16 protein-coding genes are annotated in these 16030 nt (G+C 61.7%); 3 read left to right on the forward strand and 13 right to left on the reverse strand.

From position 1 onward, the window contains the following. Positions 1–267: 267 nt before the first annotated feature. Positions 268–1152, reverse strand: a complete 885-nt coding sequence (locus tag ACX4ZE_RS16530; protein WP_480274330.1) for a hypothetical protein — start codon at positions 1150–1152, stop codon at positions 268–270. 72 nt (positions 1153–1224) lie between these two features. Here ACX4ZE_RS16530 and ACX4ZE_RS16535 point away from each other — a divergent pair, with 72 nt between their 5' ends. Then, positions 1225–2040: an acyl-CoA thioesterase domain-containing protein gene (locus ACX4ZE_RS16535; protein ID WP_480274331.1), complete on the forward strand. Its 816-nt coding sequence runs from the start codon at positions 1225–1227 to the stop codon at positions 2038–2040. A 32-nt stretch (positions 2041–2072) separates the two neighbouring features. Here the strand turns inward: ACX4ZE_RS16535 and ACX4ZE_RS16540 are convergent, their stop codons facing one another. The 7 genes from ACX4ZE_RS16540 to ACX4ZE_RS16570 form a co-directional block, all read right to left on the reverse strand. Further along, positions 2073–2480 (reverse strand): hypothetical protein, encoded by a 408-nt coding sequence (locus tag ACX4ZE_RS16540; RefSeq protein ID WP_480274332.1) that lies wholly within the window; start codon positions 2478–2480, stop codon positions 2073–2075. Beyond that, positions 2480–3112, reverse strand: a complete 633-nt coding sequence (locus ACX4ZE_RS16545) for a hypothetical protein (RefSeq protein WP_480274333.1) — start codon at positions 3110–3112, stop codon at positions 2480–2482. Before ACX4ZE_RS16545 ends, ACX4ZE_RS16540 begins: the two co-directional genes overlap by 1 nt. After that, the gene (locus ACX4ZE_RS16550; protein WP_480274334.1) at positions 3109–3516 is read right to left on the reverse strand and encodes a VOC family protein; all 408 of its coding nucleotides are present in this window, start codon (positions 3514–3516) and stop codon (positions 3109–3111) included. Before ACX4ZE_RS16550 ends, ACX4ZE_RS16545 begins: the two co-directional genes overlap by 4 nt. 179 nt (positions 3517–3695) lie before the next feature. Further along, complete coding sequence (locus ACX4ZE_RS16555) at positions 3696–4061, reverse strand: hypothetical protein (protein ID WP_480274335.1); 366 nt, start codon at positions 4059–4061, stop codon at positions 3696–3698. After that, positions 4051–4485, reverse strand: coding sequence for a TIGR03667 family PPOX class F420-dependent oxidoreductase (locus ACX4ZE_RS16560; protein WP_480274336.1), 435 nt, complete (start codon positions 4483–4485; stop codon positions 4051–4053). Before ACX4ZE_RS16560 ends, ACX4ZE_RS16555 begins: the two co-directional genes overlap by 11 nt. Positions 4486–4715: 230 nt before the next feature. Next, positions 4716–5435: a TetR/AcrR family transcriptional regulator gene (locus ACX4ZE_RS16565; protein WP_480274337.1), complete on the reverse strand. Its 720-nt coding sequence runs from the start codon at positions 5433–5435 to the stop codon at positions 4716–4718. Positions 5436–5655: 220 nt separating this feature from the next. Continuing rightward, positions 5656–7449, reverse strand: a complete 1794-nt coding sequence (locus ACX4ZE_RS16570; RefSeq protein ID WP_480274338.1) for a multicopper oxidase family protein — start codon at positions 7447–7449, stop codon at positions 5656–5658. Positions 7450–7891: 442 nt separating this feature from the next. On the opposite strand from ACX4ZE_RS16570, the gene ACX4ZE_RS16575 reads away from it, so the two are divergent. Further along, positions 7892–8269, forward strand: coding sequence for a VOC family protein (locus tag ACX4ZE_RS16575; protein ID WP_480274339.1), 378 nt, complete (start codon positions 7892–7894; stop codon positions 8267–8269). A gap of 161 nt (positions 8270–8430) precedes the next feature. On the opposite strand, the gene gndA is transcribed toward ACX4ZE_RS16575, so the two are convergent. Then, on the reverse strand, positions 8431–9876 hold the full coding sequence (gndA, locus tag ACX4ZE_RS16580; protein ID WP_480274340.1) for an NADP-dependent phosphogluconate dehydrogenase: 1446 nt from the start codon (positions 9874–9876) through the stop codon (positions 8431–8433). 440 nt (positions 9877–10316) lie between these two features. Between gndA and ACX4ZE_RS16585 the strand changes: the two genes are divergently transcribed. Next, complete coding sequence (locus tag ACX4ZE_RS16585; protein ID WP_480274341.1) at positions 10317–12668, forward strand: arylsulfatase; 2352 nt, start codon at positions 10317–10319, stop codon at positions 12666–12668. A gap of 53 nt (positions 12669–12721) precedes the next feature. On the opposite strand, the gene ACX4ZE_RS16590 is transcribed toward ACX4ZE_RS16585, so the two are convergent. From ACX4ZE_RS16590 to ACX4ZE_RS16605, 4 genes are all read right to left on the reverse strand, one after another. After that, positions 12722–13594 (reverse strand): phytanoyl-CoA dioxygenase family protein, encoded by an 873-nt coding sequence (locus ACX4ZE_RS16590; protein ID WP_480274342.1) that lies wholly within the window; start codon positions 13592–13594, stop codon positions 12722–12724. Beyond that, complete coding sequence (locus ACX4ZE_RS16595; RefSeq protein ID WP_480274343.1) at positions 13591–14199, reverse strand: TetR/AcrR family transcriptional regulator; 609 nt, start codon at positions 14197–14199, stop codon at positions 13591–13593. The genes ACX4ZE_RS16590 and ACX4ZE_RS16595 overlap by 4 nt, the downstream gene beginning before the upstream one ends. A 150-nt stretch (positions 14200–14349) precedes the next feature. After that, positions 14350–14835 (reverse strand): SLOG cluster 4 domain-containing protein, encoded by a 486-nt coding sequence (locus ACX4ZE_RS16600; RefSeq protein WP_480274344.1) that lies wholly within the window; start codon positions 14833–14835, stop codon positions 14350–14352. Positions 14836–15073: 238 nt separating this feature from the next. Continuing rightward, positions 15074–15955, reverse strand: a complete 882-nt coding sequence (locus ACX4ZE_RS16605) for an ETX/MTX2 family pore-forming toxin (protein ID WP_480274345.1) — start codon at positions 15953–15955, stop codon at positions 15074–15076. Positions 15956–16030: the final 75 nt, after the last annotated feature.

The raw sequence follows: 16030 nt of genomic DNA on the forward strand, positions 1-16030 counted from the left end.
TCGAACTACAAGCCCAGGCGAGCCTATGCAGCTTCTCGATCGAATGTACCGAAACCCACTCAACGGGTGGGTAATTCACTCGTACTGCCGCATACGAGCCTTCTGCGGCGTCCATAGTCCGCGCTTGCCGACAGCGGCGACCTGGATGGCGCGATGCCGCACACAAAGCGCCCGCTGCCTTCTTCGAACTGACCGAGGCTTCGTAGTGGGTGCCCAGCGATACCCTCCGCAGGGGTGGGATGCTGTCGCGGTACTCGCAACTACCGTTCAAGCTGGAATAACGCCAGCAACGGAATAATGCCAAGAACCACCGAGATGGACATACTTTTCATCGATGTATTTCCTGAGCCGAGGTTGACTTCTGGGTAGATAGGAGAAACTGCTGAGGGTCCATGGGTAGTTCCTGAGAAAATAGAATGTGCACTCTCCATCGGGTCCACGCTCGATGTGGTGGAAGGTATACACGCCGATCTTCTCAGTCTTGTAAGGAGCGCCGAGCCGCCCACTGTCGAGCGTGTCACACATAGTGGCCGCCCGATCCATAGCGTCTCGTGACACCAGCCAACCGATCCGGCCTGGGATCTGGAACCAGCTCAGCGCCAAAGTAACCGCGATGAGGCCGGGCACCAGAAGCCCGAACCGCCGCCATCCCGTGTACAGCCTGACACCGACGAGAGCGAGCACCGCCCACGCCACCACCGGTACGGTGACCGCGAAGCCTGCCACCAACCAACCGATCCGACTCGAGAACTGGAACCAGTTCAGCGCCAATGTAACCGCGATGGAAATGGGCACCAGAAGCCCCAACCACCACCACCTGTACAGCATGCCACCGATGAGAGCGAGCACCAGCCATATCACCACAGGTACGGTGACCGCGACGCCAGAGAAAAACTCGATTTCGTCATCGTCGAACGCTGTCACGTCTGCCCATAGGAACCATAGGCAGCACATAAGCGTCAAGATGGCCGGTACCGTCATCGCCACTTTCCAGGCCATAGGAACAGAGCTTTCCGGAACAGAATCCTCACTCACAAACGCCGAATCTACCGAATATTGCAGAGTTTGATCGTTCCCGATGTTCGTTTGACCGGAGCCGTATGAGGGTTGTTCATATATTCTGATTCGACGCTTCCGATTGACTTGCCGCACCAGCTTTCACGGCTGTAAGGTGTTTCGCCTCCGGGTTTTTGAGCAGGAGGTTCGGAAGGAAATCGAACGCGGATGGTGAGTTTCTTCGTCGAGCAAGGGGATCAGCTCGTGGCCGAACGGTTGGCGGTCAGCCCGTGGGCGTCGACCATGCTGAGCGGGACGGGGGTATGCGGTCTGCTCGCTCGTGAGCTCGAAACCCACTGCCCCGATGGTTTCGTCCCGGCACGGTTCACGGTGGACTTGTACCAGCCGGTGATGAATGCCGCCTTCGATCTGGGCAGCATGATGGTTCGTCGGGGCTCGCGGATCACCGTCGCCGACGCGTCGTTGCGCCAGGACGGCCGGGAGCGTGTCCGAGCGACAGTGGTGTTCCTGGCCACGGGCGAGCAGCCACCAGGGCGAGTATGGAGCCCGAACGAGAACCTGCCGATGCCTCAGGAGAGCTGTGTGTCACCCGACGGCTCGCCACCGCTGTTCAAAAGCGGCGACCACGACTGGACCGGAGATTACGCGACGAATCAGAATGCCGAGCGCAAAGCCTCCTGGCACAATCTGCCGCCGCTGGTAGCCGGGGAGTCGATCACCCCGTTTCAACGAGCCGCGATTCTCGGCGACGCTACCAACCACGTATGCCACTGGGGCTCTGAAGGCGCCGGCTATATCAATGCCGATGTGACCGTGACCCTTTCCCGACTTCCTATCGGCTGCGAGCTAGGTCTGCGCGCCGACCGCACCATCGCCTCGGCGGGCATCTCCATCGGCAGCGCGATTCTCTACGATCGCACCGGCCCTGTCGGCACCTGCGTAGTGACCACACTGTCCAACGCCCGTCGCCGAATCGACTTCGCGAGTACCACGAGCACCGAACTCGCCGACGAGCCACACTGATCAGCCGACTCCAAAACGCTCCCGCTGGCTCTTTACGGCATCTGATCGATGTCGATATCTCGATCGATACGGGTGAGTAAAGGTCCGCGGCCGGTCGCGACCGGCCACCCTCGACCGACTGCTTCGACTACTGTGTGCGCTGCTGAGATCTTCTCGCGTTCCGCACCGCGCAGTCTCGACAACAATATTCCACACTGGTGGGCGGCATCGACGTCGAGTTCAGTGACGATCGTGTTCGGCAAACCGAGCACCACATCCAAGATGTCGGTGTCGCAGTCTTCCAAGCGCGCTCGAGTCTCGGTGAGCACCGCCGCGGGCACAACCAACACCCCGTCGGTGAGCACTACGCCCCACACCACCGACTCCGGGTACGGCTGCCGCTGGCACGCACCGACCAAGGCGGCCACGTCCAGCACATAGCCGCCCACAGCGGGACGCATCAAGCTGCGCCGGTGATCAGATCCGGCCGCCCTAACCGGTGCAGCACCTGCGCCACCGTGTCAGTCGGCGGCCGGCCACCGAACACGGCCTCCAGCTTGGCCAGCGATGCCTCACGATTCATTCGCTGCTGCACTGACTCGGCGACATATCCGGACACCGAGTCGATCTCGCCCGACTCAGTCCATCGAGACAGAGTGTCAGCCACCTGCTCCGGGACCGTGATGGTGATCTTCCGAGTCCTCGCCATACCAGAATCGTAGTACATACATACCGAAAAGTCTGGTTGACCGACATCGAAGGCGATCCGGCAGCACTCCCGGCGGAATCGGGTGGCGAGAGGACCTAATGGTTCTATTGAAGAGACAGCCTTCATCCGCCAGGCCTGTTCGCCGTCGTCTACCGCGTCCATCCGCACTACACACCACGACTCACCGAGCGTACTGGCAGCGCGGCCGAGGCGGCCATACGTCAAGTAGTCGTCGGCGCCCTGGTCGAACTGATCACCGACTGAGAAGGCGATCTCGATGCCGCGTTGGGGCAGAATTCCGCGTACCGCTGATTCTCGACCACCACGCGCAGCATCGCTACCGGGCTGCGCCGAAGATCGGCCGACGCAGCCCGCGGACCTCATGTCAGATTGGGGTAATCGTTGTAGCGGGTGGTGAGCGCTTCTAGGTAGTGGCCCGCCGGATCGGCGAAGTACACTCCCCTGCCACCGTGGTTGGTGTTGATCTCGCCTGGTCTGCGCCTCTGGGGGTCGGCCCAGTACATGATGCCCCGAGTGCGAAGACGTTCGATGATCTGGTCGAACGTGTCATCTGCGACCAGGAATGCGTAGTGCTGACCGGGGAAATCGATAGGTGGTTCGGCGAAAGCGAGTACCCGGCCGTCGGTCAGATGTACTGCGATGAAGCGTCCTTCTACCTGCGGCTCGGGCAGGCCGAAGATCTCGGTGAAGAACTGTGCGGACTCGTGTTTGTCCCGAGCGGCGATGATTGTGTGATCGAAACGCACATCCACCTGTGGATGCGACATGTGAGAATTCCTTCCTCCGTGGACTTCGATCTGGTGATGTCATGGAGGAGGGCGGGCCCCGGGCCCGCCACGCGGTCAGAGAGCCGCCGGGAACTCTTCTCGCTCGCGGCGCGTAGCCGACCCGGCAGTCACATCGCTGATGGTAGCAGCACCGATAACACGGTTTCAACCGGGAGCGATTACCGCGAAAATGAATGAGAAACAGCAGATCTAGTAGAGTCGATGATGCAGGTGAGGCCTGCTGGCCATGGAATCGAACACGGCCCCGAATGCAGGAGATCGGAGCACAGCAGGCCGATGAAATCATCGAGTATCCGGCCGGTGGTGTGCTCTTCTGTGGGGACTCCTGTCCACAATTCATACATCGACTGTTCTCCCGGGTCGAGGTCGGGTTCGTTCAGTGTTTCGGCGACCTGTTCGATCTGCGAAAGTTTTTCGAGATATGAATAGCGAGCTGTATATTCCGTCATTTTCTTGCAGTTCAGACGAGAGGGCGTGATCGGATTGACAATCACGCCCTCTGGCGATATCTGCTCAGAATCCACGCAGACGGTCGGGAACGACCCGGATCGGAACAGGGTAGTCGGCAAAGAACTGTTCCCTGGTCATCCCGTTGTCTGCCAAGCCCTTGGTGTACTTTTCGATGAAAGCATCACATTCGGTGGCAGTTACACCGTCCGCATCGACCCGGGCTACCCCAGTGAGTACCACCACATCCCAGCCGTTAGCGGCGGTATTGAGATTCAGCGAAACACGCGGATTGACAGCAATATTGCGCAATTTCGGAGTGTTCGGCTGAGTGAAGATCAGAAACTCCCCCTCCATCCACTGGAACCAGACCGGGTTGGGTTGCGCGGTACCGCTGGGGCTGATGGTGGTGAGCCATATGATGGTGTCCCGCGCCAGACGTTCGGCGACCCGCGCACCGAAATCGGTGCTCGCATCGATGAGAGGCGTGGAATTGGGCATGGGGTCTCCTTGTGGGACGTCGGGCGAACCGGTTCGTACTTCGTCAACGTTTTGCTCTTCGTTGATATTCCAGGAAATTGGAGCCATCGAGCATAAATTGCGCCGCCAGGCGTATCGGGCTGCGCGGGAGATATACCGTTGATTATGAGGCATATCCAAGGCGGCAGATCGACTGCAAAGTAGCGGAACTCTCCGGACTCAGCAAGATCGACCAGAACCGTTGTCGCAGTTCATCGAGGGCGCCCATCGAGCGGCTCACCGGTGACATGCGGATCGCTCGAGCGGTACGGTTCGGCGGCGGGACCGGTAGCGAAGCCGCGTAAGACCATAGCGATGGTGCGGTGGATCGCACGCTCGCGTTCGTCGTCGTCCGCGGCTGCCAGCGGACCGTCGATGATCAGCGATGCCAACCCGTGCACAGTAGACCACGCCATGAATTCAGCGTGCACTCGTTGGCGTTGATCCATGAACCCCACCGCGACGAGCCCATCGAGCGCCACCGAGATCAGATCGAAGATCGGATCGCCATGCTTTTCGTTCCTTTTATCCGGATGGATATCGTTGGGAAAGAAAGCAGTGCGAAACAATTCTCGCTCGCACGCGGCGAACTCGACGTATCCGCGACCCGCGGTATACAGCCGGGCGATCGCTGTCTCCACGGGATCTTCTCGAATCGGAACGGCTACCATCGCTCCGCTCAGCGCATCGAACAAGCATTGCCGCGCGCGTTCTCGTACTGCTGCCAAGAGTTCGTCGTGGTTTGCGAAGTGCCGGTAAGCGGCGGTCGCGGTGACTCCGACTGTGCGCGCTGCCGCGCGAACGGTCACGGCCGAAGGGCCACCGGCTTCGGCCAGCTCGGTGGATGCGTTCACCAGCGCGTTACGGAGGTCTCCGTGGTGGTAAGAGCCTGTGCGCACCGCGTGTCGCGCCCCGTCTCCGGTGAATTCCATCTCATCGATGTTGACACCAGTACAGATCAATAGGCAAGTCGGCGCTCGCCGAGCATACGCGTGTCGATACTCTGTGCGTGCACTCCTTCGCGGCCTTGTTCTTGCGACGAGATCGGTCGTTATCACGCTATCGAGGGGGCAGGCCAGAAGTCTGCTGGAACTGCTCGGTGTCCGCGTTTTCGATAACGCGGGGTGGTTGTTTCCGGCACGCACTCGCCCCTCAGCGCACTGCCCGGTACCGCAGCATCATTTCGTGGTCTTCGTGATCGAGCAGATGACAGTGCCAGACATAACCCCGCAGTTCTTCGGAGTCCGCAGAACTCTGCGACTGGGTCAGGGTATCGGGCGGCGCTGAGCTGGGCAACCGGGAGAAGGGGGCATCGGGGTCGAATCCGAGTTCTTCTTCTGTCGGGAAACGAACGATGATCCTGCTGACCGTGCCACCTTCGACCCGCACGGTGTCTTTCCGCCCGGATTCCCACGCGGCAGGCGGATATTGTGTGCCGCCGAGGAACGCCTCCGCTGACGGTGTCCACTTCACCCCTAACGGTGGTTGCGGATTGGCCAGCTGATATTCGACAGTTCGTAGTGGCGTACGCCCCAAAATACGGAAAGTAACCAAGTGCAGATGAATTGGGTGCGGATCCGGAGTGATGTTGATGAGGTTCCACTGCTCGACAGTGCCCTGGCGCGGCATCTCGATAGCGGTATCCTCGAAGCTCAGGTTGTTCAGTGCCATGAGCGCTGGTGGGAAGCGCAACTCGTAGCGCTGGCTCAGCGTCAGATTCCGGAAGACGGTCGGTGCCTCCAGCGGGGGCAATGCCTGAGGCAATCCGGAACCACCGCGCAATCGTCGCGGGACGCCCCCGGTGAACCCCCGGCGGCTGTCCGCACGGAAACGGCAGAACAATGGCATGGTGACCTCACCGAGAACGGCCGCCTGCGCAACCGGAGGCAGATCGTTACGCAACTCGACCGTCTCGCCAGGTGCGAGGCCAGAGAAATCGACCAGCAGATCGACCCGCTCCCCCGGAGCCAGCTTCATGTTCGCTGTCGCCACCGGCGCGTCGAGCAAACCCTGGTCGTTACCGATCACCCAGAACCGCATGCGATTGCTGAAGAAGAGATTCCACATACTGAACGAGGCCGCGTTGAGTAACCGGAAGCGGTAGAGTCCCCGCGCGACGTCCAGCCGAGGCCACGCTACACCGTTGACCACTCCGACGTCACCGACGCCGCCTCCTTCCCACGACCCTTGCGGGACCACTCGCGTAGTCCTGACGCTCTGCTTTCCGTCCTGCGTGAAAATCTTCTCTTGCAATACCAAGGGCATTTCGAATTCGCCTGCGGGTAACCCGAGTGGGTTGCCCGGCTCGCCGGTATCGAACTCGTCACGCAGCAGCACCATGCCCGCGAGTCCGGCGTACACGTTCAAACGGGTGATCCCCATCGCGTGATCGTGATACCACGAGTTTCCCGCACACTGGCGTAACGGATAGTGGTGTCGTGCGCTCTGTCCTGGGAACACCATATGCTGGGGATTCCCGTCGCTGGCGGCCGGAGTGACGCCACCGTGCAGGTGCAATACGGTCGGTGGCACCGTTCGGAAACTCTCGTCGACGCCATACAACGTGGTATCGATGTCCGCGGCGAAGGGATGAGCGGTCACTCGGTTCGTGAACTGGAGATGCAATGGTTCGTCGACTCGACGTTCGATGGTGGGTCCCAGGTAGCTCATCCCGCCATAACCCAGCGCCGGTGAATCGGAGAGATCCCGGTGAAACCGGTGCGTCGTTGTGGTGGCCGTCAAGTCCAGATGCTCGCCACGCAAGACCGGTAACCGCGGTATTTCATCGACGAATGGCTCGATCTCGGGGGAATGGAAGATCAGCGGGCTCTTGATGCCAGGAGGCCATACGGGTCGCCCGTCGGCGCGGCTTTCGGTCCAGGACATCGCAGCCGCGGCGGCGCTCATACCGCGCAGAAAGCTACGGCGACTGATGGCTCGAAACATCCTCCGACACCTCCTGGAGCTCTTCGGCGCACGAGGTTATCGCCGCTGGGCGATACCCGGTTGTAGCGGTCCTATGCGTCAACTGACCAGCTCGGATGTGTCATAGCGTCGGCCATAGGATCGGGGGCCTTCGCACCTCCCCGGGACAGCGGCCATTCCACCGGGCTCGGCATCGGACGGCTCCACCCGTCTCCCGGACGAGGTTTGTTGTCTCCTCGGTAGAAGCGCGTCCTGCTTCGATGCGGTACCGGCGGAGCTGAAGACAGTGCGTCCGTAGCTCACATCGTCTGTATCACCACAGTCACCTTCGGCGGAACATTCGCGCTGTGGTCCGACCCGAGCTCGTCGACACCGATTGTGTCAGTGGGTCGTGCGAGGATCCCGCGCATGGCCGGTCGATACCACGGCCTACCATTACTGATTCTATAGTGGAGGTTCCCGGATGCTCGATCATCTCGCAATTCAGGTTACCGACTTCGCGGCCAGTGCCGCCTTCTACGATCGGGTACTCGCTCCTCTGGGAGTGATCAGGGTGATGGATTTCGACAAGGCCATCGGTTACGGGGACGCGAACCCTCCCAATCCCGATTTCTGGCTGGGGCCGTTGTCCACGGGAGAAGGCTTCCGCGAATCGCATATCGCTTTCGCTGCGAAAGACCGAGCAACGGTGCGGGCCTTCTTCACCGCAGCTGTGGACGCCGGCGCGGAGGTTCTGCACGAGCCTCGGCTGTGGCCGGAATATCACCCCACATACTACGGTGCGTTCGTGCGCGATCCTGACGGCAACAACGTCGAAGCAGTATGCCACGATCCCGAATAGCCTCGAGTATGCGTCCGCCACCGCAGCGCCGGTGGCGGACGCGTTACCGCACAGGGCGACACCAGAGTACTGATCAACCGAGCGCCGGTACAGGGACCAGTGCCTAGCCGCGGCAGCTGACGGAGTCCGGCCCGGTAAGGCTCAGCCCGCGCCGGTAAGGCTCAGCCTGCGGAAACTTCACTGCGGTCGCCGCTCCAGAGCGTGTGGAACTTGCCTTCGGCGTCGATGCGTTCGTAGGTGTGCGCACCGAAGAAGTCGCGCTGCGCCTGGGTAAGCGCGGCCGGGAGACGCTCGGCGCGTAAGGCATCGTAGTACGACAGGGACGATGCGAACGCGGGCACCGGGATTCCGAGCAATGTCGCGGTGGCGACAACACGTCGCCAGCTATCGATGGCCGTCTCGATCGCCTCACGGAAATACGGCGCAAGAACCAAGCTCGGCAACGCCGGGTTCTCATCGTAGGCTTCCTTGATCCGGTTCAAGAAGCGGGCCCGGATGATGCATCCGCCGCGCCAGATGGTGGCGAGGTCCCCAGGGCGCAGGTTCCAGCCGTATTCGGTGCTGCCTGCGGCGATCTGGTCGAAGCCTTGAGCGTACGCGACAACCTTCGACGCGTAGAGCGCCTGCCGGATGTCCTCGGTGAACTGCTCGATATCGGTCGGCTTCTGCGCCAACCGTCCCGAAGCCAGACCGGTCGCGGCTTTCCGCTGCGCGCGAGAACCGGACAGCGCCCGCGCGAAGACGGCTTCGGCGATTCCCGTCACCGGCACCCCGAGGTCGAGCGCCGACTTCACCGTCCAGCGTCCGGTGCCTTTCTGCTCGGCGGCGTCGACGATGACATCGACGAGCGGTCGGCCGGTTTTCGCGTCGACTTGTTCGAGGACTTCTGCCGTGATCTCGACGAGGTAGCTTTCCAGGTCCCCGGAGTTCCACTGGGTGAACACGTCGGCGATCTGCTTCGCGTCGAAGCCGAGCGCGTCGCGGAACAGGTGGTAGGCCTCGCCGATCAGCTGCATGTCGGCGTATTCGATACCGTTGTGCACCATCTTGACGAAGTGCCCCGAACCGTCAGGGCCGATATGGGTGCAGCAGGGCGTTCCGTCGACTTTCGCCGAGATCGATTCCAATAGCGGACCGAGCGACTCGTAGGACTTCGCGGGACCGCCCGGCATGATCGCGGGGCCGTTGAGCGCTCCTTCTTCACCGCCGGAGATACCCGCGCCGACGAAATTCAGTCCACGCTCCCGCAGCGCGGCTTCCCGCCGGATGGTATCGGTGTAGAGAGCGTTGCCTCCGTCGATGATGATGTCACCCGGCTCCATCACCGCGGCGAGTTCCTCGATGACGGCATCCGTGGGACCGCCCGCTTTCACCATGATCAGAACTCGGCGCGGCTTCTCCAGCGCGGCCACGAACTCCTCGATGGTTTCCGTCCGCACGAAGTCGCCATCGCCACCGTGTGCCTCTAGCAGTGCGTCGGTCTTAGCGATGCTGCGGTTGTGCAACGCCACCGTGTAGCCGTTCCTGGCGAAATTGCGGGCGATGTTGCTGCCCATAACTGCCAGGCCGGTGATCCCGATCTGTGCACGCGCGGTAGAGGTCGGCATCAATCAGCTCTCTTCGTTCGTTCGATACAGGTAGTGCTGGGTCCGCGCGAAGTTGGTCGGCGGTGGCATCGCAGAATCTGTTCTACGACCCCTTCAGACCTTACCTACTCGGGCGAACCGCGATCACTCGTGCCGCCAGAGGCGGCGCGTCCACCCAGATGCGGCTGATGGCCGACTGCGGCAGCCGATGAGCAGCGGCCTGTTATCGGTGCTCGGTTCGACGCGTGGCTCTTCGGTCCGAACAGAAGAGGGCGCATATCGCCGCTGACAGCAGCCCGGTGCGTCGACTAATATTTGATCTGTGTCGTCGGAATAGCGAATGGCTGGAGAACACCGAGACACTCGGGCTGTGTTCACTTATTCCTCAATGTTCACTTCTTCCTCGATCTACAGTCGCCCGCTGCGAGACATATCGGCCAGCAGGACGGAGGACCGGGCAGATGGCACTCGAAGAGTACCGGCAAGGAACCGCTTTCCCTGGAATCATCGGGCGGACGACCGATGTCTCGACCCCCGCGTGGCCACAACTGGTGCGGGCAGTACCTGGAGCGCCGAACCTGCTGTTCATCGTGCTCGACGACACCGGCTTCGGGCAACTCGGTTGCTATGGCAGCCCCATAGCAACACCTTGTATCGATGAGCTCGCGGCAGGCGGCCTGCTGTACAACAACATGCATACGACGGCGCTGTGCTCACCGTCGCGTTCCTGCATGATCACTGGACGTAATCATCACGCCAACGCGATGGCTGGCATCACGGAAATAGCCACAGGGTATCCGGGCTACAACGGGAACATTCCGTTCGAGAACGGATTCCTTTCCGAAATGCTGCTGCAGCACGGATACAACACCTACATGGTCGGTAAATGGCATCTGGTGCCCGCGGAACAGGAATCTGCCGCGGGTCCTTACGATCGTTGGCCGCTCGGCCGTGGCTTCGAGCGGTTCTATGGTTTCCTCGGCGGCGATACCAGCCAGTGGTATCCGGATCTGGTCTACGACAACCACCAGATCGAGCCGCCCAGTGCGCCGAACGAGGGGTATCATCTGACCGCGGATCTGGTCGACAGGGCGATCTCCTTTATCGCCAGCGCGAAACAGGTCGCTCCGGACAAGCCGTTCTTTTTGAACTTCTGCACCGGGGCGACGCATGCCCCGCACCACGTGCCACGAGAATGGCCGGAGCGCTACCGAGGCCGGTTCGACGAGGGCTGGGAAGCCTATCGCGAGTACACCTTCGACCGACAGCGGGCACTTGGCGTCGTCCCACCCGACGCGAGACTGTCCCGCCATGACCCGGATGTGCCGGACTGGGGCTCGTTGTCGCCGGACATCCGACGTCTGGCCGCGCGAATGATGGAGGTCTACGCCGGGTTCCTCTCCCATACCGACCACCACATCGGGCGGCTGCTGGACTTTCTGCGGCAGATCGGCGAATTCGACAACACCTTGATCATGCTCGTCTCCGACAATGGGGCCAGTCCCGAAGGCGGGGTCACCGGAACCACGAACGAGCTGCAGTTTTTCAACAATGCCCCCGAACCGATCGAAGACAGCCTCCGGGCTATCGACGAACTCGGCGGCCCGACCACGTTCAATCACTATCCGTGGGGCTGGACCTGGGCAGGGAACACTCCCTTCCGGCGCTGGAAACGCGAGACCTACCGCGGTGGCGTCAGCGACCCCTTCCTGGTCCACTGGCCCAGGGGCATCGCAGCGCGGGGCGAGGTGCGTACCCAGTACGCCCATCTGATCGACGTAGTCCCCACCGTGCTCGACGCGCTCCACATCTCTCCCCCGACCAGTATCAGGGGGGTAGCCCAATCCCCGCTGCACGGAATCAGTTTCGCACACACTTTCGATGACCCGAGCGCACCGACCCGACGTCACACGCAGTACTTCGAGATGCTCGGCCACCGCGCGATCGACCATGACGGATGGCGAGCGGTGTGCCCCTGGCCTGGACCTTCTTTCAACGAGGCGGAAAGACCCTTCGGAACACCCATTACCGCCGAGGAACTCGGCAAACTGGACGCCGACCGCTGGGAGCTCTACCACCTCGCCGAGGATTTCGCCGAGAACCGCGATGTCGCAGCCGAGCACCGGGACAAGCTCATGGAAATGATCGCACTGTGGTACGTGGAGGCAGGCAGGTACAACGTACTGCCCATCGACGGCAGCACGTTGCAACGAATGGTGGTGGAGCGCCCGCAGATCACACGGGAACAGACCCACTACATATTCCGCCCCGGCACCGAGACACTGCCTGCCGCCGTCGCACCTCGGGTGTTGAACCGACCGCACAGCATCACCGCCGATGCCGAGATTCCGCCCGGCGGTGCCGAAGGCGTGCTGCTGTGCCAGGGCACCAATGTCGGTGGTTGGACTCTCTACATCAAAGACGGCCGGCTGCACTACGCTCACAACTACGTCCGGCGTGTCACGCACCGAGTCTCTTCCACGGCACCGCTTCCCGAGGGACGCCACGAGCTGCGCTTCGAATTCGCCCCCACTGGCGAGCCCGACTTCTTCCAGGGCAAAGGCACACCGGGCAGCGCCCGACTCTACCTCGACCGTAATCTGGTCGGCGAGGCCGATTTCCCGTTCACCACACCGATAGCGTTCAATCCTGGTGGCATGACCTGCGGCGCCAACCCAGGGTCGGCGGTGACACTCGACTATGAACCGCCTTTCCCGTTCACCGGCACGCTGCACACTGTTGCCGTCGACCTGTCCGGCGAGTTGATCACCGACGCCGACAGTGAGATACGCATGCACATGGCTCGCCAGTAAGCAGCCAGTCATTGTCGCCGGTGCAGCGGGTGGGCGTTGTTTCTCCTGCGGTGTCAGTGCTTTTCGAGCAGTCGTTTGGGGTGTAGGCCGTCGACCGCGCCGACGAAAGGCGGGTGAATACTGTAGCCGAGCATACGGCGGAGGTCTTCGGAGACGATACGGGCGGTATCGCGGCTGGTGGACAGAGTGAACGCCTCTTGGGTGCGCAGCCAGGGTTCGCAGTACTGGGCGGTCAGGGCCAGGCGGGGGGCGGGCGAGTTGTTGCCACCGCCGCCGTGCCAGAGGGTACCGACGAAGAACACACACGATCCGGGTGACATTTCCGCACTGATATGGGTGTCGGACCGGCCGGGTCGCTGATCTTCGCCCCAGCGATGGCTGCCGGGCAGAACGACGGTGGCGCCATTGGCGTCGGTAAATGGGTCGATGGCCCAGATCGTGGCGGCACTCAGTGGCGTGCGGGGCCGGGGAATCGGGTAGAGGCCGTCGTCCATATGCAGCAGTTGTGCTTGTTCACCGGGCAGGATGTTGATGACCTGCAGTTGGGAGAGCAGGTAGTTGGGCAGAAACAGCCGGTCGAGCAGTGCGAGAACACGCGGGTGGTCGATCAGCCGGTCGCAGGCGCGAGTCTTGTCGAGCATGCTGTAGACGCGTTGGGTTCGTGCGCCTTCGAAGGTATTGCGACCGGTGTGGCCGAGTAACGGGGTCACTGCGGCGCGCACCCGCTCGCATTCTTCCGGTGTGATCAGGTTTTCCAGAATCACGTATCCGTCGCGGTCGATCGCAGCCATATCGGCGTCGACTACGGCCTGATCGACGGTCGCGCCGCTGCTGGTGGTCCGTTTGTGTCGTCGTGCCAGGTCATTGCTCAACTCGCCGACATCGGTGATCGGCTGGACAGCGCCTGGACGGTGATCGGAGTTCATAGTGTGCTGCTTTCTGTTCCGAGGAGACCGACTGCTCCCGCGACGACCGCCCAGAGTTCATCGATGACTGTCTGCGGTGCCGGCCGTGGGGTTCGGGCGAGCGCGATCGACACCACGGCCTGGGTGCCGCCGAGGGTTGCCGCGGCCAAGAATTCGGGGTCTCGGCCCGAGGCGATTTCGCCGCAGCGTTGGGCCTGGGCGATATTGCGGGCGCCGAGCTCGATGAGCAGGTTCAGCCGTGTGGTGTTGGCTGCGGCCAGCTCTCCGTCGCCGACCAGCCCTCCGAGCACGATCGCCGCCAATGGCTCGGCGTAGAGGAAGTCCACCCAGTCGCGGATGCGGCGCTGTTCTCGACCCGCCCAGGTCGGTTCGTCGTAGACGCGCACAGCCACAGCCGCGTCCAACCTGTCGTAGTACGCGTCGAGGACCGCGACCAACAGCCCCGTCCTGGTACCGAAGTATCGGTAAGGAAGCCCGACGCTGACCCCGGCCCGCCGCGCCACCGCCGCGACCTCGAGCTCGCCTGTTTCACGCAGCTCCTGTTCAGCCGCCTCCAGCAGTTTCTGGCGGGCGGCGCTGCCGCGGGAGGTCTCGATGACACCCATACAATGACTATAAGTTGAGTTCAACTCAATATGCAAGAGATGTCCGCAGGTCACGTCACATAAGGCGTCCCAGCGGTGTCCGACCCGGCCCGCTTCCCTTCCGCACCGCGCTTCAGGCCGGCTCGGCTCTGACTACGTCGCGCGGCATTGTCATGTATGTGTGATCGCCGATAATGCCGCGTCGACGGCTGCGGCGGGCGACCTCGCCTCTATGGCCGCCGCTACCGCCGCGCCGGTCGCGTCCAGGATCTTCCAACCGCCCAGACTGATCACAGGGACGCCACCACGCCGGTTGGCGAGCGCCAGCTCGGACAACGTGCCCCAGGATCCGCCGACGACGATCACGGCATCGGCCGACCCTACGAGAATCGCGTTGCGCGCCTCCCCCATATTCGTATAGAGCACTGCGGACAAGCCCGCGCATGTCCCAGCCGGGTTTGTGTCGGGTCGCAGGCCGATCACCAGACCGCCTGCGCCCGAAGCGCCTTCAGCGACAGCGGCCATGACGCCGGATCCACCGCCACACAAGACGGTCACGCCCGCCTCGGCAAGAAGACGACCCACTTCCTTGGCATTCGTCGCTTCGATATCGGTGCAGTTCCTAGGACCACACACAGCGACCTGAATGGGGTGCACGTCACTCCTTGCTGTGTTCCTGCCGCGCGGTGTAGGTGGTGAACGGGCTGACATTATCGATGCGAAGCGTGGGGTGAACCGAAAAGGGGCGGTTCTTCCGGCAGCGGGATGTGGTGAAACGCGAACTCACACATCCACCACGCGACCGAAAAGAACCGCCGTGTCTTACTGTAATACCCTGCCGACTGTCGAGGTTCTCATGCGGATCGAGCACCTGCGGCAGGGATGTGCATGTGGATCAGAACGCCTTGAAGGTTCGTGTCAAGGTCTTCGGCGCGGGTGCGTTGAAACCGCTGGGCGCGTCCGGTTTGATCGAAATCTTGACCATGAAGGTCGTCCCGTAGGTGGCACTGTAGGTTCCAGTACCCTTGAAATTCAACACCTTCTTGGTACCGTCCAGCGAGAATCCTTCCGGCAGTGGCGGAGCCACCCTGCCGTCATAGGTCTTTTTGCGATCTTGCGTCGCCTTGATCGACTTATAGATCGGGAATGGGGGGAGGGTGTTTACGGGATCTATCTGCGTACTACCCGCTAGACGGACGGTGCCGCCGATATCGGTATTCAAGTCGACGTTTCCGCTGGCCTTCGACTCCTGCAAGGTGACGGTGACAGTGGCTGTGGAGTGGGGAGGAACCGTGACGGTCTGTCCGGGAGCCGTGTAGGTCGACGACTTGGATGTCGTGGTGCTTTTCGTCTGACTGAAGCTCCAGGTCGTATTCAGTTCAGCGCCCACCTTCAGTACTTTACTGAGATTCAGCGAGGCCGATACCTTGGTCCAGACATCGAACCCGCGCGTGACCGACGTTGTCGTCGTGTTGGCTATGGACTTGGAGAAGCTCTGGCTGGTCATGGTTTGTGGCTGGTTACTGGTGTTCCGCAAAGTCGCCGTGCCCGCGAACCACTGTTGACCCGGAGTGATTTTGGGGTTTCCCGAAAGTGCCGCGACGGTATGGGTGAACGTCACACCGCTGATATCCATACCGGTGTTATAGATTTGGTCCTTGAATAGGCCTATGAGACTGGGGATCTGAGGGGTGCCCGCATGCGCGGGAACTGCCGTCAGGAAAGCAGTAGATATCGCAGATACCATACCGACAGCAACACTGATGCCACGCTTCATTGTCCGATCCTTCTATCTTTGTTCAATTCTCGAGTGCTTCAGACGCGCAGTGAGTGTGCGACGCGCGCGAAGTCC

The organism is Nocardia sp. TBRC8007 (assembly GCF_056629435.1).